This window comes from Massilia sp. CFBP9012 (genome assembly GCF_034045115.1).
In the GTDB taxonomy this organism is placed as follows: Bacteria; Pseudomonadota; Gammaproteobacteria; order Burkholderiales; family Burkholderiaceae_D; genus Telluria.
Genome location: NZ_JAXCWM010000005.1, coordinates 347,743 through 369,788, shown reverse-complemented (window position 1 = coordinate 369,788; position 22,046 = coordinate 347,743). Strand labels below are relative to the sequence as shown.

The 22,046-nt window shown below is 64.7% G+C and carries 19 protein-coding genes; 10 read left to right on the top strand and 9 right to left on the bottom strand.

What is annotated here, in order from left to right:
* Window positions 1-4: 4 nt before the first annotated feature.
* Both SOM61_RS10740 and SOM61_RS10735 read right to left on the bottom strand, forming a co-directional pair.
* Window positions 5-343 carry a c-type cytochrome gene (locus tag SOM61_RS10740; RefSeq protein WP_320474078.1) on the bottom strand — a complete coding sequence of 113 codons (339 nt, stop codon included), beginning with the start codon at window positions 341-343 and terminating at the stop codon, window positions 5-7.
* A gap of 8 nt (window positions 344-351) precedes the next feature.
* Window positions 352-708, bottom strand: a complete 357-nt coding sequence (locus tag SOM61_RS10735; protein ID WP_320474077.1) for a c-type cytochrome — start codon at window positions 706-708, stop codon at window positions 352-354.
* A gap of 189 nt (window positions 709-897) precedes the next feature.
* Here SOM61_RS10735 and SOM61_RS10730 point away from each other — a divergent pair, with 189 nt between their 5' ends.
* From SOM61_RS10730 to SOM61_RS10705, 6 genes are all read left to right on the top strand, one after another.
* Window positions 898-1,743: an AAA family ATPase gene (locus SOM61_RS10730; protein WP_320474076.1), complete on the top strand. Its 846-nt coding sequence runs from the start codon at window positions 898-900 to the stop codon at window positions 1,741-1,743.
* A complete protein-coding gene (locus tag SOM61_RS10725; RefSeq protein ID WP_320474075.1) occupies window positions 1,740-2,330 on the top strand; it encodes a GNAT family N-acetyltransferase in 591 nt (196 codons plus the stop codon). The genes SOM61_RS10730 and SOM61_RS10725 overlap by 4 nt, the downstream gene beginning before the upstream one ends.
* Window positions 2,331-2,333: 3 nt before the next feature.
* Window positions 2,334-3,503 (top strand): vWA domain-containing protein, encoded by a 1,170-nt coding sequence (locus SOM61_RS10720; protein ID WP_320474074.1) that lies wholly within the window; start codon window positions 2,334-2,336, stop codon window positions 3,501-3,503.
* Window positions 3,504-3,915: 412 nt separating this feature from the next.
* Window positions 3,916-5,106 (top strand): cation:proton antiporter, encoded by a 1,191-nt coding sequence (locus SOM61_RS10715; protein WP_320474073.1) that lies wholly within the window; start codon window positions 3,916-3,918, stop codon window positions 5,104-5,106.
* A complete protein-coding gene (locus tag SOM61_RS10710) occupies window positions 5,096-6,223 on the top strand; it encodes a YbdK family carboxylate-amine ligase (protein ID WP_320474072.1) in 1,128 nt (375 codons plus the stop codon). The genes SOM61_RS10715 and SOM61_RS10710 overlap by 11 nt, the downstream gene beginning before the upstream one ends.
* Window positions 6,224-6,304: 81 nt before the next feature.
* Entirely contained in the window at window positions 6,305-8,206 is a 1,902-nt protein-coding gene (locus SOM61_RS10705; protein WP_320474071.1) for a M61 family metallopeptidase, read from the top strand.
* Here SOM61_RS10705 and SOM61_RS10700 read toward each other — a convergent pair.
* The 3 genes from SOM61_RS10700 to SOM61_RS10690 form a co-directional block, all read right to left on the bottom strand.
* Window positions 8,203-8,541 carry a hypothetical protein gene (locus tag SOM61_RS10700; protein ID WP_320474070.1) on the bottom strand — a complete coding sequence of 113 codons (339 nt, stop codon included), beginning with the start codon at window positions 8,539-8,541 and terminating at the stop codon, window positions 8,203-8,205. The genes SOM61_RS10705 and SOM61_RS10700 overlap by 4 nt on opposite strands.
* A gap of 183 nt (window positions 8,542-8,724) precedes the next feature.
* Window positions 8,725-9,726 carry a gamma-glutamyl-gamma-aminobutyrate hydrolase family protein gene (locus SOM61_RS10695; protein ID WP_320474069.1) on the bottom strand — a complete coding sequence of 334 codons (1,002 nt, stop codon included), beginning with the start codon at window positions 9,724-9,726 and terminating at the stop codon, window positions 8,725-8,727.
* Between the two features lie 66 nt (window positions 9,727-9,792).
* A complete protein-coding gene (locus SOM61_RS10690; RefSeq protein ID WP_320474068.1) occupies window positions 9,793-10,647 on the bottom strand; it encodes a response regulator in 855 nt (284 codons plus the stop codon).
* A 172-nt stretch (window positions 10,648-10,819) separates the two neighbouring features.
* Between SOM61_RS10690 and SOM61_RS10685 the strand changes: the two genes are divergently transcribed.
* Both SOM61_RS10685 and parC read left to right on the top strand, forming a co-directional pair.
* Window positions 10,820-12,817 (top strand): DNA topoisomerase IV subunit B, encoded by a 1,998-nt coding sequence (locus tag SOM61_RS10685; protein ID WP_320474067.1) that lies wholly within the window; start codon window positions 10,820-10,822, stop codon window positions 12,815-12,817.
* Between the two features lie 153 nt (window positions 12,818-12,970).
* Window positions 12,971-15,298, top strand: coding sequence for a DNA topoisomerase IV subunit A (parC, locus tag SOM61_RS10680; RefSeq protein WP_320474066.1), 2,328 nt, complete (start codon window positions 12,971-12,973; stop codon window positions 15,296-15,298).
* 74 nt (window positions 15,299-15,372) lie between these two features.
* Here parC and SOM61_RS10675 read toward each other — a convergent pair whose 3' ends face one another.
* Both SOM61_RS10675 and SOM61_RS10670 read right to left on the bottom strand, forming a co-directional pair.
* Window positions 15,373-15,867: a hypothetical protein gene (locus SOM61_RS10675; protein WP_320474065.1), complete on the bottom strand. Its 495-nt coding sequence runs from the start codon at window positions 15,865-15,867 to the stop codon at window positions 15,373-15,375.
* Window positions 15,868-16,013: 146 nt separating this feature from the next.
* Window positions 16,014-17,426, bottom strand: coding sequence for an IgA Peptidase M64 (locus SOM61_RS10670; protein ID WP_320474064.1), 1,413 nt, complete (start codon window positions 17,424-17,426; stop codon window positions 16,014-16,016).
* A 148-nt stretch (window positions 17,427-17,574) separates the two neighbouring features.
* Here SOM61_RS10670 and SOM61_RS10665 point away from each other — a divergent pair, with 148 nt between their 5' ends.
* Window positions 17,575-18,606, top strand: a complete 1,032-nt coding sequence (locus tag SOM61_RS10665; protein ID WP_320474063.1) for an alpha/beta fold hydrolase — start codon at window positions 17,575-17,577, stop codon at window positions 18,604-18,606.
* Between the two features lie 13 nt (window positions 18,607-18,619).
* On the opposite strand, the gene SOM61_RS10660 is transcribed toward SOM61_RS10665, so the two are convergent.
* Both SOM61_RS10660 and SOM61_RS10655 read right to left on the bottom strand, forming a co-directional pair.
* Window positions 18,620-19,840: a cyanophycinase gene (locus SOM61_RS10660; RefSeq protein WP_320474062.1), complete on the bottom strand. Its 1,221-nt coding sequence runs from the start codon at window positions 19,838-19,840 to the stop codon at window positions 18,620-18,622.
* A gap of 67 nt (window positions 19,841-19,907) precedes the next feature.
* Window positions 19,908-20,345, bottom strand: coding sequence for a GNAT family N-acetyltransferase (locus SOM61_RS10655; protein WP_320474061.1), 438 nt, complete (start codon window positions 20,343-20,345; stop codon window positions 19,908-19,910).
* A gap of 174 nt (window positions 20,346-20,519) precedes the next feature.
* Here SOM61_RS10655 and argH point away from each other — a divergent pair, with 174 nt between their 5' ends.
* Window positions 20,520-21,917: an argininosuccinate lyase gene (gene argH / locus SOM61_RS10650; RefSeq protein ID WP_320474060.1), complete on the top strand. Its 1,398-nt coding sequence runs from the start codon at window positions 20,520-20,522 to the stop codon at window positions 21,915-21,917.
* Window positions 21,918-22,046 lie beyond the last annotated feature (129 nt).

Genomic DNA, 22,046 nt, shown 5'->3' with positions numbered 1-22,046 from the left:
AGCCTTACTTCTTGACCACCAGCTGCGACGGCAGGCTGGCCAGATAGGCGCCGAGGTCGGACATGTCCTGGTTCGACAGCGGCTGCACGATGGCGGCCATGATCGGGTTGACGCGGCCATTGGCGCCGGCGCCGCGCTTGTAGGCGCGCAGCGCATGTGTGAGATAGTCGGCGTGCTGGCCGGCCAGCTTCGGATAGGTCGGATCGATCGCCTTGTTGAAGTCGGCGCCGTGGCAGGAGGCGCAGTTGTATTTCTGGGCCAGGGCTTCGCCGCGCTTGACGTCGTTGGCGGCCGCGCCAAGAGACACAGCACAGAGGGCCAGCAGGAGCATCGTGTTCTTCATGGCGGTCCTCATCGCTTGGCGGTCGTCTGGTTCGACGTTTGCTGGGAATAATAGGCAGCCACGTCGGCGATGTCCTGGTCGCTCATCGAGCGCGCGATGCCGGTCATCGAAGGGTGCTTGCGGTCGCCCTTGCGATAGGCCTTGAGTGCGGATTCGATGTACTTGGCCGACTGGCCGCCGATCATCGGCACGCGGTAGACCTCGGGGAATGCCGTCTTGTAGCCGCCGGGGATGGCGTGGCAGCCGATGCACATCTCGATCTTGGCGGTGGCCGCCTGGGGATTACCGACCACTTCCGCGGCGGATGCGCTGCCGGCGGCGCCGGCAAACAGCGCCAGCGCCAGTGGTACCAGAGTTTTTTTCATGGGCGTCTCGTTAGTTATATGTCGAAAATCGCAACCGCACAAAAACTTAGCAAAGGCTTACCAACCGGCCGATTCTATCTGAAGACTTGACACCAGTCTACAAACCGGCGTCCCGCGCCCGGGCGGCGGGTGGGCCGTATTTTTGTCATATACTCGCCCAACCTTCTTCGTTTTCTTCCGTCACCCGCCATGCATGCATCTCCCCGCTTCGAAGGCAGCGACAACTACGTCGCCACTCCCGACCTGAAACTGGCCGTCAACGCCGCGCTCACGCTGGGCCGTCCGCTCCTGATCAAGGGCGAGCCGGGCACCGGCAAGACCATGCTGGCCGAAGAGGTCGCGGCCGCGCTGAACATGCCGCTGCTGCAGTGGCACGTGAAGTCGACCACCAAGGCCCAGCAGGGCCTGTACGAATACGACGCCGTCTCGCGCCTGCGCGACTCGCAGCTGGGCGACGAGCGCGTGCGCGACATCCAGAACTACATCGTGAAAGGCGTGCTGTGGCAGGCGTTTACGTCGCCCGAGCCGGTCGTGCTGCTGATCGACGAAGTCGACAAGGCCGACATCGAGTTCCCCAACGACCTGCTGCGTGAGCTCGACCGCATGGAGTTCTACGTCTACGAGACGCGCGAGATGGTGGTGGCCAAACACCGCCCGCTGGTGATCATCACCTCCAACAATGAAAAGGAGCTGCCCGATGCCTTCCTGCGCCGCTGCTTCTTCCATTACATCCAGTTCCCGGACCGCGAGACGATGGCTGACATCGTGGGCGTGCACTTCCCGACGCTCAGGCAGGATCTGCTGGCGGCTGCGCTGCAAAGCTTCTATGCGCTGCGCGACGTCCCCGGCATCAAGAAGAAGCCGTCGACCTCGGAATTCCTCGACTGGCTCAAGCTGCTGCTGGCAGAAAGCGTGCCGGCCGAAGCGCTGCGCGCGGAGAACGCAGCCCCGCCGCTGCATGGCGCCCTGCTCAAGAACGAGCAGGACATCGCCCTGTTCGACCGCCTGATGGCCATGGCGAGGAACCGGCGATGATCGCGGTCGCGCCCATCACCCTGGAGTGGAACGGCGTGCGCCTGGAGCCCTTGGGCCCGCACCACGCCGACGGCTTGCGCGCGGCGGCCAGCGATGGCGAGCTGTGGAACCTGGTCGTGACCAGCGTGCCGGCGCCGCAGGACGCCGGCGCCTATATCGATACCGCCCTGGGCATGACCAACCGCCGGGCCTGGGCCGTGGTCGATGCCGCCAGCGGCGCCGTCATCGGCAGCACCAGCTACCACGACATCGTGCCCGAGGTCGACCGGGTGGAGATCGGCTACACCTGGTATGCCAAACGCGCGCAGCGCAGCCACGTGAACACCAGCTGCAAGCTGATGCTGATGCGGCACGCCTTCGACACGCTCGGCTGCGCCGTGGTCGGTCTGCGCACCGATGGCGAGAATTTTGCCTCGCAGGCGGCCATCGAACGGCTCGGCGCGCACAAGGACGGCGTGCTGCGCCATCACGCCGCGCGCCGCAACGGGCAGGCGCGCGACACCGTCATGTACAGCATCCTGCAGGGCGAATGGCCGCGCGTGAAAGCGCACCTGGAGGCGCGTCTGGCGCATCACGCCGGGAGCTAGGCCATGCTGATCGACTTCTTCCGCGCCCTGCGCGAGGCCAAGGTCCCGGTCTCGATCCGCGAATTCCTGACCCTGCTCGAAGCCCTGCAGCGCCAGGTGATCCTGCCCTCGCTCGACGAGTTCTATTACCTCGCGCGCCTGACGCTGGTGAAGGACGAGGCGCATTTCGACAAGTTCGATCGCGTGTTCGGCCTGTGGTTCAAGGGGGTCGATGCGGTATTCGACGAGAAGGCGGAGATCCCATTGGAATGGCTGATCAAGCGCTTCGAGCGCGAGCTGACGCCGGAACAGAAGGCGCAGCTGGAAAAATTCGGCTACGACAAGCTGCAGCAGCGCCTGCAGGAGTTATTGAAAGAGCAGAAGGAACGCCACGCCGGCGGCAACAAGTGGATCGGCACCGGCGGCACCTCGCCCTTCGGCCATGGCGGCACCAACCCCGAAGGCATCCGTATCGGCGGCACGGGCCGCAACCGCAGCGCGGTCAAGGTATGGGAACAGCGCACCTTCCGCGACTACGACGACGAGCGCGAACTGGGCACGCGTAATTTAAAAGTCGCGCTGCGCCGCCTGCGCCGCTTCGCGCGCCAAGGCGCGGCGGATGAACTGGCGCTGGACGACACCATCCGCGCCACCGCCAGCAATGCCGGCTGGCTCGACATCCGCATGCGGCCCGAGCGCAAGAACCGGATCAAGGTGGTGATGCTGCTCGACGTGGGCGGCTCGATGGACGACCACATCGAGCGCACCGAAGAACTGTTCTCGGCCGCCAGCAGCGAATTCAAGAACATGGAGTTCTATTACTTTCACAACTGCGTCTACGACTACCTGTGGAAGAACAACCGCCGCCGCCACAGCGAGCGTTTCGACACCTGGGACGTGCTGCGCAAGTATCCGGCCGATACGCGGCTGATCTTCGTGGGCGACGCCACCATGAGCCCGTACGAGGTGATGGCGCCGGGCGGCTCGGTCGAGTACAACAACGAAGAGCCGGGCGCGGCCTGGCTGGCGCGCTTCGTCTCGACCTTTCCCAAGTTCGCCTGGCTCAACCCGGAGCCGGAACATCTGTGGCAATACCGGCAATCGATTGCCCTGATTCGCCAAATCATGAATAACCGCATGTTTCCGATCACGCTCGAAGGGTTGGAGCGGGCGATGCGATTGCTCAGCAAGTAGGCACGGCACCCGTTCCTGGCAGCGCATGCACGTCGTACCCGCGCAGGCGGGTACCCAAGCTTGCTTGCACCGTGACTACGTTCGATAGAGCCGGCTGCGCGAAGGACTTGGGTACCCGCCAAGGCGCCCGGCGAGGGCGGGTACGACGGTCTTCAAGCAAACGATCAAACCGTCTTCGACGGCAACAATTTATTTTCAGCAATGTAATTGCGCACTGTGTTAGTGCGGACACGGACGGCCGTGCTGGAATCGCTATGATCGAGCCACTCGCCCGCCGCTCGCCGTGCCTCAACACAAGGCGCGTGGACGGGCGAGCCAGGACAATCGTGCGTGCGCCGTCCGCTTGTAGAATCCAGGCGTCGAGCGGCAAGCGCACCACTTACAAGACGCATAAAAACAGAGGGGAAAACGAATGCCAGACCTGCTGTCCTTGTTGACAAGTCTCGCGTGGCCGCTGGCGATCGCGCTCGCCTGGCTGGCCGGCGAATTCGGCCAGCGCTGGACCGGCCTGCCGCGCATCAGCTTCTATGGCCTGGTCGGCTTCGCCCTCGGCAGCACCCAGATCGGCGCCCTGCCCGCCCCCGACATGGGGCCGGTCTCGCTGCTGGCCAACGTCGCCTTCGGCCTGATCCTGTTCGAACTGGGCAACCGCATCAACCTGCGCTGGCTGGTCAACAATCCCTGGATCGGCGTGGCCGGCCTGGTCGAGGCGGCGCTGACCTTCATCCTCGTCTATTTCGTCGCCAGCGCCTTCGGCGTCGGCCGCCTGACGGCCCTCCTGATGGCGGCGCTGTCGATGGCGACCTCGCCCGCCACCGTGGTTCGGGTGGTCAACGAACAGAAAAGCTCGGGCCAGATGACCGAGCGGGTGCTGCACCTGTCGGCCCTGAACTGCGTGCTGTCGGTGTTCGCCTTTAACGCCATCATCGGCATCTGGCTGTTCCGCACCTATGACGCCGTCGGCGAAGCGCTGTGGCAAAGCCTGGTGATGCTGGCCGGTTCGATCCTGATCGGGGCCATCTTCGGCGTGATCGTGCCGGCCCTGCTGCGCGCGATCGGCAATCAGCAGCAGGACGCCACGGTCGCCTTCGCGCTTGCGATCATCCTGCTGGTGGCCGTGTGCGACAGCGCCGGCCTGACGCCGGTGGTGGCCGCGCTGGCCTTTGGCCTGACGGTGCGCTACCGGCGCATCGCCTTTACCCAGACCCAGCGCAACTTCGGCGCGCTGGGCGAAGTGCTGACCGTGCTGCTGTTCGTCTACGCCGCCTCGACCCTCGACTGGCGCCTGGTCACGGCCGGCGCCCTGCTCGCCATCAGCGTGGTGCTGGTGCGCATGTTCGCCAAGGTGGCCGGCGTGACGGCGTTTGCCCATCTGTCGGGCATCACCTGGCGCAAGGGGGCGCTCACCGGCCTCGGGCTGGCGCCGCTGGCCGTGTTCGTGATCCTGCTGCTCGAGCATGCACGCTATGCGGGCCTGAAAGTGGTCGAAGAACTGTATGCGATGGCGGCCGTGACGATGCTGCTCGAAGTCTTCGGCCCGATCATCATCCAGCGCGCGCTGATCTGGGCGCGCGAAGCACCGGAGTCGACCCATGCCGCTTGAAGCTTTCACCCCCTCGCAGCCGCTCACCTTCGGGGTCGAGCTGGAACTGCAACTGGTCAGCCTGTCGGATTTCAACCTGACCGCGGCCAGCCCCGACCTGATGCACCTGTTGAAACGCAAGCCGTTCCCGGGCAACGTCACGCCGGAGATCACCGAGAGCATGATCGAAATTAACTCGAGCGTGCACACGGCCTACGCGCCGCTGCTGGCGGAACTGACCGAGATCCGCGACACCCTGGTGGCGGCCAGCGACGTGCTCAATATCGGCATCGCCGGCGGCGGCACGCACCCGTTCCAGCACTGGTCCGACCAGCGCATCTCGGCCAAGCCGCGCTACGAATACCTGTCGCAGCTGTACGGCTACCTGGCCAAGCAGTTCACGGTGTTCGGCCAGCACGTGCACATCGGCTGCGCCAATGGCGACGATGCGCTCTACCTGCTGCATGCGCTGAACCGCTACCTGCCGCACTTCGTCGCCCTGTCGGCATCGTCGCCCTATGTGCAGGGCCACGACAGCCTGTTCGAATCGGCGCGCCTGAACTCCGTTTTCGCCTTCCCGATGAGCGGCCGCGCGCCATTTACGCTCGCCTGGCGGGAGTTCACCGACGTCTACTTCGCCAAGATGGAACGCACCAACATCATCAAGAGCATGAAGGATTTTTACTGGGACCTGAGGCCCAAGCCGGAGTACGGCACCATCGAGCTGCGCGTGTGCGACACGCCGCTCACGGTAGAACGGGCGGCGGCGCTGGCCGGCTACCTGCAGGCGCTGTGCCGGCACCTGCTGGAGCGCAAGGAAGAAGCCCCGGTGGAAGACGACTATCTGGTCTACAACTACAACCGCTTCCAGGCCTGCCGCTTCGGCCTGGACGGCAGCATCACGCATCCGAAGACCTACGAGAATGTGCCGATGCGCGAAGACATCCTGGCGACGCTCGACACCATGCTGCCGCATGCCGAGGCGCTGGGCAGCGTGGATGCCCTGAAACACCTGGCGGCAGCGGTGCACGACGGCAGCGACGCGACCATCCTGCGCCGCCACGTGGAGCGTGAAGGCAGCGTCGAGGGCATGGTCAATGCGGCGATCCAGCACTTCCGCGGCGGTCGCACGAGCTGAAACAATTTCTGTACATTCAGTATCCAAATTGCATGATAATGAAAAATTGCTTACCTGCAGTTTTTTATTATTCATGCTCACATGGTTAAACTGACCGCTACCCTGCTTCTGCTTCCCGCCCTGCTGTGTTCCAGTCCCCTGTCGACTGCGGCCCCGTGGAGTGCGCCCGCCTCGACCATCCCCGTGCCGCGCGACCGCGCCTTCCCCGGCACCTTGCAGCTCGAGGTCGATGCCAGCGACACCACGCAGCGTATCGTCCGCGTCACGCAGCGCGTGCCGGTGCGGTCGGCGGGCCGGCTGACCCTGCTGTATCCGAAGTGGGATGGCGGCAGCCACGGCCCGACGATCCAGGTCCAGCGCATGGCCGGCCTGGTGATCCAGGGCGGCGGGCAGCGCCTGGCATGGCGCCGCGATCCTCTCGACGCGCATGCCTTCCACGTGCAGGTGCCGGCGGGCGTGCGCGAACTGGAGGTGGCATTCGAGTTCCTGGCGCCGCTCGGCCACATGAGCCATATCGCTTCGGACATGATCAACCTGCAGTGGCAGAACGTGATCCTGTATCCGGCCGGCTGGTTCGCCAGCCGCATCCCGGTAGCGGCCTCGTTGACCTTGCCCAAGGGACTGGTGCCGGGGACCTCGCTAGTGGAGCAAAGCCGCGCCGGCTCGACCATCACCTTCGCACCCGTGCCGCTCGACCTGCTGCTCGATTCGCCGGTGCTGGCCGCACCCCATGTGGAGCAACGCACCGTGGCCGCCGGGTCGGTCCCGGTGCGCGTGACCTATTTCGCCGGCGAGGCCGCGCAGCTTGCCGGCGCGGCGGCGATGGACGCGCCGCTGCGCGCCATCGTCGAACAGACCGCCAGGGTATTCGGCAAGGCGCCCTTCCCCCACTTCGACTACCTCGTGCCGCTGACGGACCGCTTGCCAGGACCGGGCGGCCTGGAACACATCCGCTCCGCCGAAGTCACGCTGCCGCCGGACTTCCTGGCCAACCGCGAAGCCTCGGCCGCGGAAATCGATCTGTTTGCCCACGAATACATTCATGCCTGGAACGGCAAGTTCGCCCAGCCCGCGGACCATCGCACGCCCACGCCCAATGTGCCCATGCAAAGCACGCTGTTGTGGGTGTACGAGGGACAGTCCGAATTCTGGGGGCGGGTGATCGGCGCACGCTCGGGCCTGCGCGGTTTCCAGGACACGCTCGACGCGCTGGCCCTGGACGCGGCCGCGATGGCGAACCGTCCGGGCCGCGCCTGGAAGGCACTCGGCGACAGCGCGCTCGATTCGATCACGATGCCGGGCGGTGTCGGCGTCAGCTGGACCGACTGGCAGCGCCGCAAGGATTATTACGCCGAAGGGGTGTTGCTTTGGCTGGACATCGACGGCATCCTGCGCGAACGCAGCCAGGGTAAGTATGGGATGGACGACTTCGCCGCCAGGTTCTTCGCCGTGCAGGGAAAGACCAGCAAGGACTACACCTTCGACGACGTCTGCGCCACCTTATCGAAGCTGGCGCCCTTCGACTGGCGCGGCTACCTGGAACAGCGCGTGCACGGCAATAGCGACGCTGGCCTGCTCGACGGCCTGGAACGTGCCGGCTACCGGCTGGCCTACAAACCGACGCCGAGCCGCTACGTCGAGCGCGCCCTGCAGGGCGAAGGAATCCCCGACTTCGGCTACAGCCTCGGGATCGGCGTGAACGGCAAAGGCGTGGTGCGCTCGGTCGGCTGGAACAGCCCCGCCTTCAAGGCCGGGCTGGCGCCGGGCGCCACGCTGGTGGAGGTGGGAGGCGAACCGTTCAGCATCGAGCGCCTGGCCGCGGCGGTGTCGCGCCGCGATCCGGCCGGCATCGTGCTCACCGTCGAACTGGATCGGCAGAAGCGCGCGGTCACCATCGTGTATGACGGCGGCTTGCGCTACCCGGCCCTGGAACGTATTCCGGGCCAAGCCGATCGCCTGAAAGGGCTGCTGCAGCCGCGTTAACCGGCCAGCGGCGCGGTCTTGCCGGCCCAGCCGCCTTTCATGAAGCGCGCCAGCAAGGGCTGGCGCGTTGGCGCCGGCGGCGGCAGCTTGGCGTCGACCACGACCGCCCACTGGTCGGCCAGCTGTTCGCAGGTGGCGCGCAGCACGGGATCGATGTTGGGCAGGCGCGACAGCGCACAGAGGTGGCGCTCGATCACCGACGCCAGCTTGACGCAAGGCTGCTCACCGTCGCCGCGCGTCGTGTAATTCGACATCAGGTGCAACAACGAAGCGACCAGCAACGTGTCCTGGCTGCGCGATTCCGACGGCGTCGTGTGTGGGGTGGAAATGGTCATGCAAGCGTCTCCAAAAAGCGGTTGCGGTCCGCAACGATGTAACGTGAATTGCAACAAGATGCGAATGATTCTCATTTCATTATTCACGCGTCACGCGGCGAAAGCAAGCGTTTTCGGCAAGCGAATCGTGGGCCGGCTGAGGTCGGGCGAAAGCTGATTCTCTGATGCAATTATTGCGAGGAATTACAGCCGGGTTTCACGCGCCGCCCGCAGGAATTCGTCGAGTACCGGCGTGCAATCGAGCAGGTCGACGCCGCCGGCGCGGTGGAATTCGGGGTGCCACTGCAAGCCCATGACGAAGTTGGCGCGCTGGTAGCGGATCGCTTCGATGATGCCATCGGGCTCGGACACGGCTTCGATGCGGATGTCGCGTCCGAGATCCTTGACCGCCTGGTGGTGGATCGAGTTCACCATCGCCCGCTCGACCTTGGGGAACATGCGGCCCAGCGACGAGCCCTTGGGGAAGACGATGGCGTGGCGGTGCGCGTCATACACATCGTGCACGTGCGGCAGGGCCTCGGGCATATCGGTGGCGACGTCCTGGTGCAGGGTGCCGCCGAAGGCCACGTTGATCAACTGGCAACCGCGGCACACGCCCAGCACCGGTTTGCCGGCGTCGACGAATTCGTGCAGCAGTTCCAGCTCATACACGTCGCGCGCGCGGTCGCCGCTCCATTCGGGCTTGGTCGGGGTTTCGGAATAGGTTTGCGGCGCCACGTCGGCCCCGCCCTGCAGCACCAGGCCGTCGAGGTGGCGTGCATAGTGGCGCAGGGTGATGTTGCTGGGGTGTAGCAGGCCGTTGGTATTCACGGTGGGGATCATGAACACCAGCACGTCGCGCGACATCACCCACTGGGCGATCGATTCCTCGAGATACTGCAGGTTCTTGCTGAGCAGCCCCTTGGCGCCGGTGGCGGGGTGAAAGATGCGGGCCGAGACGCCGATGTGCAGCGTGCGCTGCATGAAGTCGCGGTTGAAGCGTTCGCGCAGCGAGCGGAAACGCGAGGTGATGACCCGGCCGGCCAGGGCGACGGCATTGTCGCCATCGCGCAGGTAGCGGGCGGGACCGCGGGCGGTCTGGCCGCCGCTTGCGCGGCGGTCGGGCACGCGCACGCGTGTTTCGCGGCGCTCGTCGATGTCCGCGGTCGGATCATCATTGCGCTTGATTTGCTCGTCTTCAGCCATGGTTATTAATATAACTTCACCATTGCTTCGCACGATATAAAGTTGTTACAAAACGTCGCGTACTCCCTACACCGGGAGATCCAGCAGCTTCTGGAAGGTCAGCATCCAGTGGCGGCCGGCGACCGGCGTCGTGAGCAGGCCGCGCGCCCCGGCGCGGCGCGCACGCACGCTGTCGTAGTAAAAGGATTGCTCGACCAGGAACACCACCGGCGTACGCTGGGCCCCGTCCTGCGACTTGATCGAGCTGCACACCTCATATGGTTCGATGCCGACCGCCGCCGTGTTGATCAGCACCAGCGACACGGGCGTTTCGTCGCACAGGCGCACCGCCGCGCACAGGCTGTCGGTCCATTCCACCGGCACCCGGCGCGGGCCGAGCACGCGCGCCACCTGGTTACGCAGCTGGCATTCCTTGTCGACGATCAGGACGGCCCCATCTACCGGACCACGACGCTGGCGCGTGTAGAATGCCGGCGTTTCGCAATCCGGCGCCAGGCGCGGACGGCGGCGGCGCTCGGCCAGCACGCGCCGGACGGTGCGGGTGCTCTGCTGCACCAGCACCTGGACCCGGGTATCGAGCAGTTCGGCCAGGGCTTCATACAGTTGCAGGGGGTCGACCGGCCGCGCCAGGGTGCGCCAGGGTTCGGCGCCGGGGTTGCCGGTTGTGCCGGGGTTGCCCGGGTTGCCGATCACGAGCGCCGGCTGCAGCGATCCCGGCGGCAGACAGCCGAGCCGGGTCAGCGCGGTCGGGCTGTCGCCGTTGGCGATATACAGGTCCGGCTCTTGCAAACTATCGTCATGCAGGCAAGAATACGACGGCCCCACGCCCGGCGCCCGCGCCAGCAGGGCGTCGAGCCGCGCGCTTTCATCCGGGGTAAACCCGATCAGGCGAATGGTAAACGGATAGCTGGACAAGTGCATCGGTAACGCCCCTCTCTGGCATTGCCGTGATTATCTGTCTTAATCTAGCACAAACGTGTGAAGCGAAAAGCACGTCACAGCGCAAACTACTGTATATTTAAACAGTAAAAAAGCCTAACCTTTTCCTCCCGACAAGTTAGAATGCCGGAGCATTCGACAATCAATCTTCAAGATGGCCTCCAAGAAACCCGCTCCAGACTACAGCGAATCATCCATCCGCGTCCTCAAGGGACTCGAACCTGTGAAACAGCGTCCGGGCATGTACACCCGGACGGAGAATCCGCTCCACATCATCCAGGAGGTGATCGACAACGCCTCCGACGAAGCGCTGGGCGGTCACTGCAAGAACATCGGCGTGACCCTGAACCCTGACGGTTCGATCACGGTCGAGGACGACGGCCGCGGCATCCCGGTGGGCATCCACCCGGAAGAAGGCGTGTCCACGGTCGAGATCGTGTTCACCCGCCTGCACGCCGGCGGCAAGTTCGACAAGGGCTCGGGCGGCGCCTACGCCTTCTCGGGCGGCCTGCACGGGGTCGGCGTCTCGGTCACCAATGCGCTGTCCAAGCGCCTCGAGATCGAGGTGTGGCGCCGCGACGACCAGGGCAACGGCCAGCACAAGCTGGTATTTGCCAATGGCGACGTAATCGAGCCGCTCACTTCCAGCCCTGCCGAACGTGGCGGCAAGAAGAACGGCACCCGCGTCACCGCCTGGCCGGACGGAAAATATTTCGATTCCCCGAACATCCCGCTGGGCGACCTGCAGCGTCTGCTGCGTTCGAAGGCGGTGCTGCTGCCGGGGGTGACGGTCACGCTCACCAACGGCAAGACCGGCGACGTCCAGACCTGGCGCTACGACGAAGGCCTGCGCGGCTACCTGAACGAAGCGCTGGCGCAAAGTTCCAGCGGCGAGACCCTGATCCCGCTGTTCGAAGGCGCGCAGTTCGCCGCCGCGGGCGACGACAGCTTCGCCGAGGGTGAAGGCGCCGACTGGGTCGTGGCCTGGACCGAGGAAGGCGGCGTGGTGCGCGAGTCCTACGTCAACCTGATCCCGACCGTGAGCGGCGGCACCCACGAAGCCGGCCTGCGCGACGGCCTGTTCGGCGCGGTGAAGAACTTCGTCGAGCTGCACGGCCTGCTGCCGAAAGGCGTCAAGCTGCTGCCCGAAGACGTGTTCGCACGCGTCTCGTTTGTGCTGTCGGCCAAGGTGCTGGACCCGCAATTCCAGGGCCAGACCAAGGAACGCCTGAACTCGCGCGACGCGCTCAAGCTGGTGTCGACGTTTACCAAACCGCCGCTCGAACTGTGGCTGAACCAGCACGTCGAATACGGCAAGAAGCTGGCCGAACTGGTCATCAAGCAGGCCCAGTCGCGCCTGCGTTCGCTGCAAAAAGTCGAGAAGAAGAAATCGTCCGGCGTGGCGGTATTGCCGGGCAAGCTGACCGATTGCGAATCGACCGACATCACCCGCAACGAGCTGTTCCTGGTCGAGGGCGACTCGGCCGGCGGCTCGGCCAAGATGGGCCGCGACAAGGAATTCCAGGCCATCCTGCCGCTGCGCGGCAAGGTGCTCAACTCCTGGGAAACCGACCGCGACCGCCTGTTCGCCAACAACGAGATCCACGATATCTCGGTGGCGATCGGCGTCGATCCGCATGGCGTCGGCGACTCGCCCGACCTGTCGGGTCTGCGCTACGGCAAGATCTGCATCCTGTCGGATGCGGACGTCGACGGTTCGCACATCCAGGTGCTGCTGCTGACCTTGTTCTTCAAGCACTTCCCTGCCCTGTTCGGCAACGGCAATATCTGCATCGCGCGTCCGCCGCTTTACCGCGTCGACGTGCCGGCGCGCGGCAAGAAGCCGATCCAGAAGCTGTATGCGCTGGACGACGGCGAACTGCTGGCGATCGAGGACAAGCTCAAGAAAGAAGGCCTGAAGGAAGGCGTGTGGAGCATCTCGCGCTTCAAGGGCCTGGGCGAGATGAACGCCGAGCAGCTTTGGGAAACCACCATGAACCCGGACACCCGCCGCCTGCTGCCGGTGGCCTTCGGCCAGTACGACCACGCCGAATCGGCATCGCGCTTCAATATGCTGATGGGCAAAGGCGAAGCCGCGGCGCGCCGCGCGTGGATCGAGGAACACGGCAATGAGACGGAGGCGGATATCTGATGAGGTTAGTGGTTTGTTAGCTGAACTTGGGTTCCCGCCTGCGCGGGAACGACGGTCTTTCGGCCAGTGGCCCGAATACCTCGTCCCCGCACAGGCGGGGACCCAAGTTTCTCCGCACACCCAAGCGCCCCCGCAGAACATCGAACACACATCATGACGAATCAACCAAGTCTCTTTGAACAGCAACACGAGCCCTCGGACGTCGAGACGCTCACCCTGTCCACCTTCGCCGAGCGCGCCTACCTCGACTACGCCGTCTCGGTGGTCAAGGGCCGCGCGCTGCCGGACGTGTCGGACGGCCAGAAGCCGGTCCAGCGCCGCATCCTGTACGCGATGAACGAACTGGGCCTGGGCCCGACCGCCAAGCCGCGCAAGTCGGCCGCGGTGGTCGGCGACGTGCTCGGTAAACTGCACCCGCACGGCGACCAGTCGGTGTACGACGCGCTGGTGCGCATGGCGCAGGACTTTTCGCTGCGCTATCCGCTGATCGACGGCCAGGGCAACTTCGGCTCGCGCGACGGCGACGGCGCCGCGGCAATGCGATATACCGAAGCCCGCCTGACCCCGATCTCGCGCCTGCTGATGGACGAGATCGACATGGGCACGGTCGACTCGCAACCGAACTACGACGGTTCGACCACCGAACCACGCACGCTGCCGGCACGCCTGCCGATGGTGCTGCTCAACGGCGCCTCGGGCATCGCGGTCGGCCTGGCCACCGAGATCCCGTCGCACAATCTGCGCGAGGTCGCGGCGGCGGCGGTGGCGATGATCCGCAACCCCAGGATCACCCACGCCGAGCTGATGACCTTCATCCCCGGCCCGGACTTCCCGGGCGGCGGCCAGATCATCACCCCGGCCTCGCAGATCGCCGACATGTACGCGGCCGGCCGCGGCTCGATGAAGGTGCGCGCGCGCTGGAAGATCGAAGAACTGGCGCGCGGCCAGTGGCAGGCGGTGGTGCACGAACTGCCGCCGGGCTGCTCGTCGCAGCGCGTGCTGGAAGAAATCGAGGAACTGACCAATCCGAAGGTCAAGGCCGGCAAGAAGGCGCTGCTGCCGGAACAGCTGGCGCTGAAGAACACGATCCTGGGCGCGCTCGACGCGGTGCGCGACGAATCGGGCCGCGAAGCCGCGGTGCGCCTGGTGTTCGAGCCGAAGTCGAAGAACGTCGACCAGAACGAATTCATGCTGATGCTGCTCGCGCATACCTCGCTCGAGAGCTCGGCGCCGATCAATATGGTGATGATCGGCGGCGACGGCCGTCCGCGCCAGAAAGGCCTGGGCACGATCATCCAGGAGTGGATCGATTATCGATTCACTACCGTCAGGCGCCGCACCGAATTCAAGCTGGGCAAGGTCAACGACCGCATCCACATCCTGGAAGGCCGCGAGACCGTCCTGCTGAACATCGACAAGGTAATCGCCATCATCCGCAATTCGGATGAGCCGAAGGCGGCGCTGATCGAGGAATTCCGCCTGAGCGAGCGCCAGGCCGAGGACATCCTCGAGATCCGCCTGCGCCAGCTGGCGCGCCTGGAAGCGATCAAGATCCAGCAGGAGCTGGCCGAACTGCGCAGCGATAAAGAGAAGCTCGAGGACATCCTGGAGAACCCATCGTCGATGAAGCGTTTGATCATCCGCGAGATCGAAGCGGACGCCAAGCAGTACGGCGACGACCGCCGCACCATCATCGAGGAAGCGCAGCGCGCGGTGGCCGAGCAGAAGGTCATCGACGAGCCGGTGACCGTGATCGTATCGGAAAAAGGCTGGGTGCGCGCGCGCACCGGCATCGGACACGATCCGGCGCAGTTCACCTTCAAGGCCGGCGACTCGCTGTACAAAGCCTTCGAATGCCGCACGGTGGATCATCTGCTGGGCATTGGCGACAACGGCAAGGTGTATTCGGTGCCGGTGAACGCGCTGCCTGGCGCGCGCGGCGACGGCGTGCCGATTACCACCCTGGTCGATTTGTCGGGCGGTGTGCGGATTTTGCACTACTTCGCGGGCAATCCGGAGACGCGCCTGTTGATCTCGACCTCGGATGCGTTCGGGTTCATTACCAAGGCCGGCGACATGGTCAGCCGCCTGAAGGGTGGCAAGTCGTTCATTACCTTGAACGAAGGCGCGGCGCCGCTGCCGCCGCGGGTCGTCACTGACACCGCCGGTGCGATTGCCTGCCTGTCGGAGAAGGGCCGCGTGCTGGTGTTCGGCATCGACGAGATGAAGGTGCTGACCAATGGCGGTCGCGGTGTGATCCTGATGGAGCTGGAGCCGAAGGAGAAGATGCTGGCGGCGCAGCCGATCAATCAAAAGGGTGTGAACGTGGTTGGCACCTGGGCCGAGGGCAAGGCGCGGACGGTGGAACTGTTTGCGTCGGGGCTCGAGCCGCACTTTGGCAAACGGGCGCGCAAGGGCAAGGCGTTGTCGGCGAGGTTGAAGGCGCAGGATTTGGCGATGCGGGCGGCCGACGCTTCGTAATCCCGACCGCTTTCTACGTTCAGAAACAAAAAATGCCGGCGCGAGCCGGCATTTTTTGTTTTCAAGCTTGGTGCTTAGTTACGGGCAGCAGCCTTGTGCACGTCGGCTTGTGCTTCAGCACGCACCTGCTCGGTCTTGGCGGCAGCGGTGGCCTTGTCGGCTGCCGCATCGACTTGTGCCTTCAGCACTTTTTCGTCGGCCTTGATCATTTTCTTCTCGGCTTTCAGATTGGCATCGGCCACTTTCTCTTCAGCCTTGGCCATCGCCTTGGCGCGGTCTTCCGGATCGGCCTTGGCCACTTTCGCAGCTGCATCAGTGTGCTGCTCGACCAGGTTGGCGTGGGCTTTCGACTTGGTCTCGACAGCCTTGGCCATGGTCTTGTTCACTTTGTCGTCCGCTTTGACGGCGGTCTTGATTTCTTTCTGCTCTGCCTTGATCACGTCTTTCTCGGCATTGGCTTCCGCCTTGACGATGCGGTTGTCTGCCGCGGTGGTGGTCGGCGCGGTGGTTTGAGCGTGAGCAGCAGTAGCCATCAGGCCGGCGATGAGGGTAGCGATCAGTTTGTTCATGATGTGTTTCCTTTCTGGTTGGTCTCTGCACAGATCAGCTTGCCTGTGCAGTCGTTGTTGTTCTTCAGTGATTCCAGAATAAGCCGATCGCAGCGCCGAGTCTGTTAGGCAGCCCACAGTCAAATTGTCAGAGTTGTAAGCAAAGATTACCGCTGAACAGCGCCTGCATAGAGGTCGATGATGTCCTTGACACCGTCCTGGCACACGGGGCAGAACTCGTCGCTGCGGTCGAACATCAGGCATTGCATCGCCGGCCGGTAGTAGCCGCTGGCCTCGTAGTTGGCGCCTTCGAAGGCGCCGATCGTGTGCCGGTGCGGCTGCTGCGCAAACAATGCGTTCGTACGCTTCAGGTCTTCGTGGAACAAGGCGCTCATCTCGGATTCCGGACGATTCTCGGCGCGCAGCGCGGCGCGCTTCTTCTGGTAGGCGCGCGACTCTTCCTCATACTGCGCCTTGGGCCACGGCGTCGGCAGCGGCGTGCCGTCCTTCACATGGCGCTTCCATTTGAGCTTGGCCGGGTCGCGCAACGCGGTGACGTTCGGCTCCCACGGCTCCATGCGGCCGCTGGCCGACTGGTAAGCCACGGGCGAGGTGTAGTACTCATCGGCCAGGCCGGCGAAGTGGTGGCCGAATTCGTGCACGAACAGGTAGTCGGCCCAATCGTTGCCCGCCGCCGCGGTGCTGAACTGGCCGAAGATGCCGCCGCCGCCATAGGTCTCGTTGTTCACCAGGATCTCGATGAATTCATACGGCGCGTGCTGGGCGATGTCGCGCAGCGCGCGGTTGTCGAGCGTGAGCACATAACGTTCGCTGCCGAAGATGTCGTAGCGCGTGCCCAGCGCCGACGCATTGTGCACGCCGGTCGACGGCCGGCTGATGCCGGATTGCTCGGTCGGCACCGCCATCGCCCACACATTGAAATCCTTCGCGCGCTCGCGGAACGGCGACACCGAGAACAGATGCTTCGTCAGGCGACGCGCATCCTGCTCGAACTTCTTCATGTCTTTCTGCGTATAGCCGTCGCCCAGGATCAGGAGGTCGACCTTGTCGGGCGACGGGCCGCTGGAATGGATCGCGATCGGTTTTGCCAGGGCCGGCGGCTGGCGCCGGATGACATCCTGGGCGTTCGGATCGACCTCGATGCTCCAGGCCACCGAGAACCCGTTGCGCTCGTCACGCTTGAGGATGCGCACCCGTACCGGCTGCTCGAACTGCGGAAAGCGCACCGATTCCTGGAACGAGCGGCTGATGCGGTTCGCTTCCTCGGTGGTGCGCCATTCGCCGAACACGGTCGAGAAGCCGCGCGAGTACAGCAGGTCGCCGGTCTTGGCATCGACCACCTCCACGCGGTTCTGGCCACGGTTGGTGTCGTCGAGATTGCGCGCCATGTTGCCCGGCCAGGGCAGCGGTTCGATCACCACGCGCTCGATCGCGTATTGGTCGGAGAGTGCATTGCCGCTGTGGGTGTAGTCGAGACGCACGGTAGCCGGCTGGGCGGCGTTGGCGATGCAGGCAAGTACGCCAAGCAGCAGCGCGACGAAGGAGTGGAACGGGCGCATCGCGATTCCTTGAAAGTAAATCGGGATATTGTAAGCCTGGCATCCATGACCGTCACAGTCCCTCTTTTCAAGCGCCATGCATGGCGCATTGACCCAGGAATGGTCCGCCGTCAGAATCGATCGATCTTCTCTACCAAACGGTATATCCATGCCCCGCCTGCGCGCCTGTCCCCTTGTCCTGCTCTTCGCGGCCTCGGTCGCCCACGCCGCACCCGCCTGCAAGCCCGGCCAACCCGTCGAAGAAAGCGGTTTCGTGAAGATCGGCGGCATCGAGCAATGGGTTACGGTCAGCGGCGACGACTGCGCCAATCCGGTCCTGCTGTACGTGCACGGCGGCCCGGGCAATCCGACTTCGGTGTTTGGCGCAGGCCCTTATGCGTCGTGGCGCAAGCATGTCACCGTGGCGCAGTGGGACCAGCGCGGCAGCGGCATGACCTGGGGCCGCAACCGTCCCGGCGAGGAAGTGCCGCTGAGCGTCGAGCAGATCCGCGACGATGGCATCGAGGTAACGCACTACCTGGCACAGCGCTTCGGCAAGCGCAAGGTGATCCTGCTGGGCAGCTCGTGGGGGTCGATGGTCGGCATCCATATGGCGAAACAGCGTCCACAGCTGTTCTGCGCCTATGTCGGCGTGGCGCAGATGGTCGGCTACCGCGAAAACATGACCACCTGGGGCACGGTGCTCGAGCGCGCAAGGGCGGCCGGCGACGCGGCGACTGTCGCCCAACTGGAGGCGCTTGGTCCGCCGCCGTGGACCAATCCACGCAACTTCGGCATCGTACGGCGCGCAGTACGCAAATACGAGGCACAGACGAGCGATCCGACGCCCGCGGCCTGGTTCCAGGTGCTGCCGCACTACGCAACGGCGCAGGCCAAGGCCGACTACACCGACGGCGAGGATTACTCGTTCCTGAAATTCGTGGGATGGAAAGGCGATGGCATGGCATCGACGACCGATCTGTACCGCCTCGGCACGTACTACGAGCTGCCCGTCTACCTGGTGCAGGGCAAGGAAGACTTGCTCACCGAGCCGCAAGTCACCCGGCGCTTTTTCGAGGCCATCACGGCGCGGGACAAGGCGCTGTTCGAGGTGGCGCGCGCCGGTCACGATCCCAATGCGCCGCTGATCGACGCCCAGAAGCGGGTGCTGGCCGAACGCCTGGAATGGCGTTGCGATTGACTATCGCGGCTGGCTACCGGTACTGATACAGCGGCCTTTGCACCACGATCGGCCGGATATCGAGCCGCACGTTATACACCGAATAGGCTTCGCTGAACGCCGACTGGTAACCCACGCTCTCGCCGACGCGACTGAGCTTGAACTCGAAGCCCAGGTCGGGCCGCTCGGCATTGGGGCTGTCCAGCGACAGGCCGATCGCGTCGACCTGGTCGCTGTCGATCAGCTTGGCCATCAGGTCGACCACCGTGCCGTTGCCGAGGATGTCGGCCGAGAACAGCGGGCCGCGCCAGTACGGTTTCTTGGCATCGACCTTGCCGTGCGCCTTCTCGGGCGCCGGCGTGAAGATCTTGGTGGCCAGGTTGAAGCGGTCGCCATTGTCGAGGTAACTCAGGCGCCCATTGGCGAGATTGAAACTGCCGTCGCGGGTGGCGGCCTCGCTCAGGTCGACCAGTAGCGCGCCGCGGTAGCCGATCACTTCGACGTCGCGCTTCGGCCCCACCACCATCGCCGTGTTCTCGTCGATCCCGAGGCCGATCTTGTAGCCCTTGGCCAGCATGGCCGGCAGCATGCGCGCGAAGCGTCCGCGCACCAGCAGGTGCTGGTCGATGAAGACGTCGTCGCCGATGAAGCCCAGGCCGCGCGTGATCTGGCGGCCGTCGTCGACGCCATGCTGGAGGGTGGACAGGATCGAGCGCGGATGGCCGAACATGGTGCTGCTCATGATGGCGGCGCCGGCGCTCGAACCGGCGATCACGCCGCCGCGCCGGTACATGTCCCACAGGGCGTCGAGCACCTGCGTGTTGCTGCCGTCGGGCCGGCGCAGGACGCCCGTGATGCGGCCCTGGTCGCCGCCCGAGAAATAGGCGCCGCCGGCCGTGCGCACGGCCTCGGCCAGCTTGGGGTCGTCGGCCGCGGCGCGCCCGTCGGCGCCATCCAGGCGCTCGGCAACCGGGACAAAGAAGGCGTCGGCGCCATGGCGGTTCAGGCGCTCGACCAGATAATTGCCGGCCCGTTCGGGACTGGCCGAGGCGGAGGCGAACACGGCGACCCGGGCGCCTTTGCCGCCAGCGAGCTGGACGATGCGTTCCCACACGGCATCGTTATCGGCGCGCAGGGCGCCGCCGATGATGACGAGCGAGCCTTTCGGCGGTACTGGTTCTTTGTCAGCGGCATTGCTGGCACTGCTCGCCAGCAATGCCAACGTGATTACGGCATGGACGACGAATCGGAACATAGGGATTCCTCTGATGAGCCATCAGAGTAAGCCTGATTCCAGATTCACGTCGCCATGTTGAGTACGCTCAGGATAGATAGATGTTGGGAAAGTAACGTTCCATCAATGTCTCTGGACGCAACGGTGGAGTAAAACCGAAGCGCTCGTACAGGCTGTGCGAGTCCTTGGTGGCCAGCGTGAAGCGGCGCAGTTTCTGCAGGCTGGGGTGGCCTAGCACCACGCCGATCAATTGCTTGCCGTAGCCGTTCCCGCGGTACTCGGGCACGACGAACACATCCACCAGGTTGGCGAAGGTGGCGTAGTCGGTGATTACACGCGCAAAGGCGATCTGGCGGCCGTCGAGGTAGCCGCCGAAGCACAGCGAATTCTCGATGGCGCGCTCGACGATCGGACGGGAAATACCCACGGCCCAGGTCGACTGCTCACTGAGGAAGCGGTAGATCATCGGGATATCGAGCCGGGACTGGTCGGTGCTGACCTGGAAGCTGGAATCGTTCGTAATCATTGGGCTTGCATAGCTGGCAAAAAAACCATTCTAGCCCCGTTTGGCCTCCGTATTGGTTTCGATTGAGCTCAGCAGGGAGCTTTTTTTCGCTAGCTTTCCCCCAGTAATCTGCCCACCGGAAGACGGAGCGGCGGCGCGGTTTATAATCGTCGAATCCCCAACCGGAATTCCACCATGACCGAACAATTCTCCAAAAAAGCCGAAGCCTGGTCGGCCCGCTTCTCCGAACCCGTGTCCGATCTCGTCAAGCGCTACACCGCGTCCGTGTTCTTCGACAAACGCCTGGCGCAATACGACATCCAGGGCTCGCTGGCGCACGCCGAGATGCTGGCGGCCCAAGGCATCATCAGCGAGCACGACCGTGCCGAGATCGAGCGCGGCATGACGCAAATCCGGTCCGAGATCGACGCCGGCAGCTTCGAATGGCTGCTCGACCTGGAAGACGTACACCTGAACATCGAGAAGCGCCTGACCGAACTGGTCGGCGATGCCGGCAAGCGCCTGCACACCGGCCGCTCGCGCAACGACCAGGTCGCCACCGACATCCGCCTGTACGTGCGCGCCGCCATCGACGACATCCTGGTCCTGCTGAACGGCCTGCGCGGCGCCCTGACGGATCTCGCCGAACGCCACGCCGACACCATCATGCCGGGCTTCACCCACCTGCAGGTGGCGCAGCCGATCACCTTTGGCCACCACATGCTGGCCTATGTCGAGATGTTCGGCCGCGACGCCGAGCGCATGCAGGATGCGCGCCGCCGCGTCAACCGCCTGCCGCTGGGCGCCGCCGCCCTGGCCGGCACCACCTTCCCGATCGATCGCCTGCGCGTGGCCAAGACCCTGGGCTTCGACGACGTCTGCCACAACTCGCTCGACGCCGTGTCCGACCGCGACTTCGCGATCGAATTCACCGCCGCCGCCTCGATCCTGATGATGCACGTCTCGCGCTTCTCGGAAGAGCTGGTGATGTGGATCAGCCCGCGCATCGGCTTCATCGACATCGCCGACCGTTTCTGCACCGGTTCGTCGATCATGCCGCAAAAGAAGAACCCGGACGTGCCGGAACTGGCGCGCGGCAAGACCGGCCGTGTGTATGGCCATCTGACCGGCCTCTTGACCCTGATGAAAGGCCAGCCGCTGGCCTACAACAAGGACAACCAGGAAGACAAGGAACCGCTGTTCGACACCATCGACACCGTGACCGACACGCTGCGCATCTTCACCGATATGGCGTCGGGCATCACGGTCAAGGCCGAGAACATGCGCGCCGCGGCGCTGCAGGGCTACGCTACCGCGACCGACCTGGCCGACTACCTGGTCAAGAAAGGCCTGCCATTCCGCGACGCCCACGAAGCCGTGGCGCATGCGGTGCGTGCCTGCGACCAGGCGGGCTGCGACTTGTCCGAGATGTCGCTCGAGACGCTGCAGGGCTTCTCGCCGCTGATCGGGCAGGACGTGTTCGAGGTGCTGACCCTCGAAGGTTCGGTGGCGGCGCGCGACCACGTGGGCGGCACCGCGCCGAACCAGGTGCGCGCGGCGATCGTGCGCGTGCGCCAGCAGCTGGCCAACTAACGTCGTCCCCGCGCAGGCGGGGACCCAAGTTTTCGCGTTACGACGGCGCTAGCAGCACTTGGGTTCCCGCCTGCGCGGGAACGACGTGTATGGGCCCTCGTCCAGGGCCCATCTCCCTCTGTTCACCCT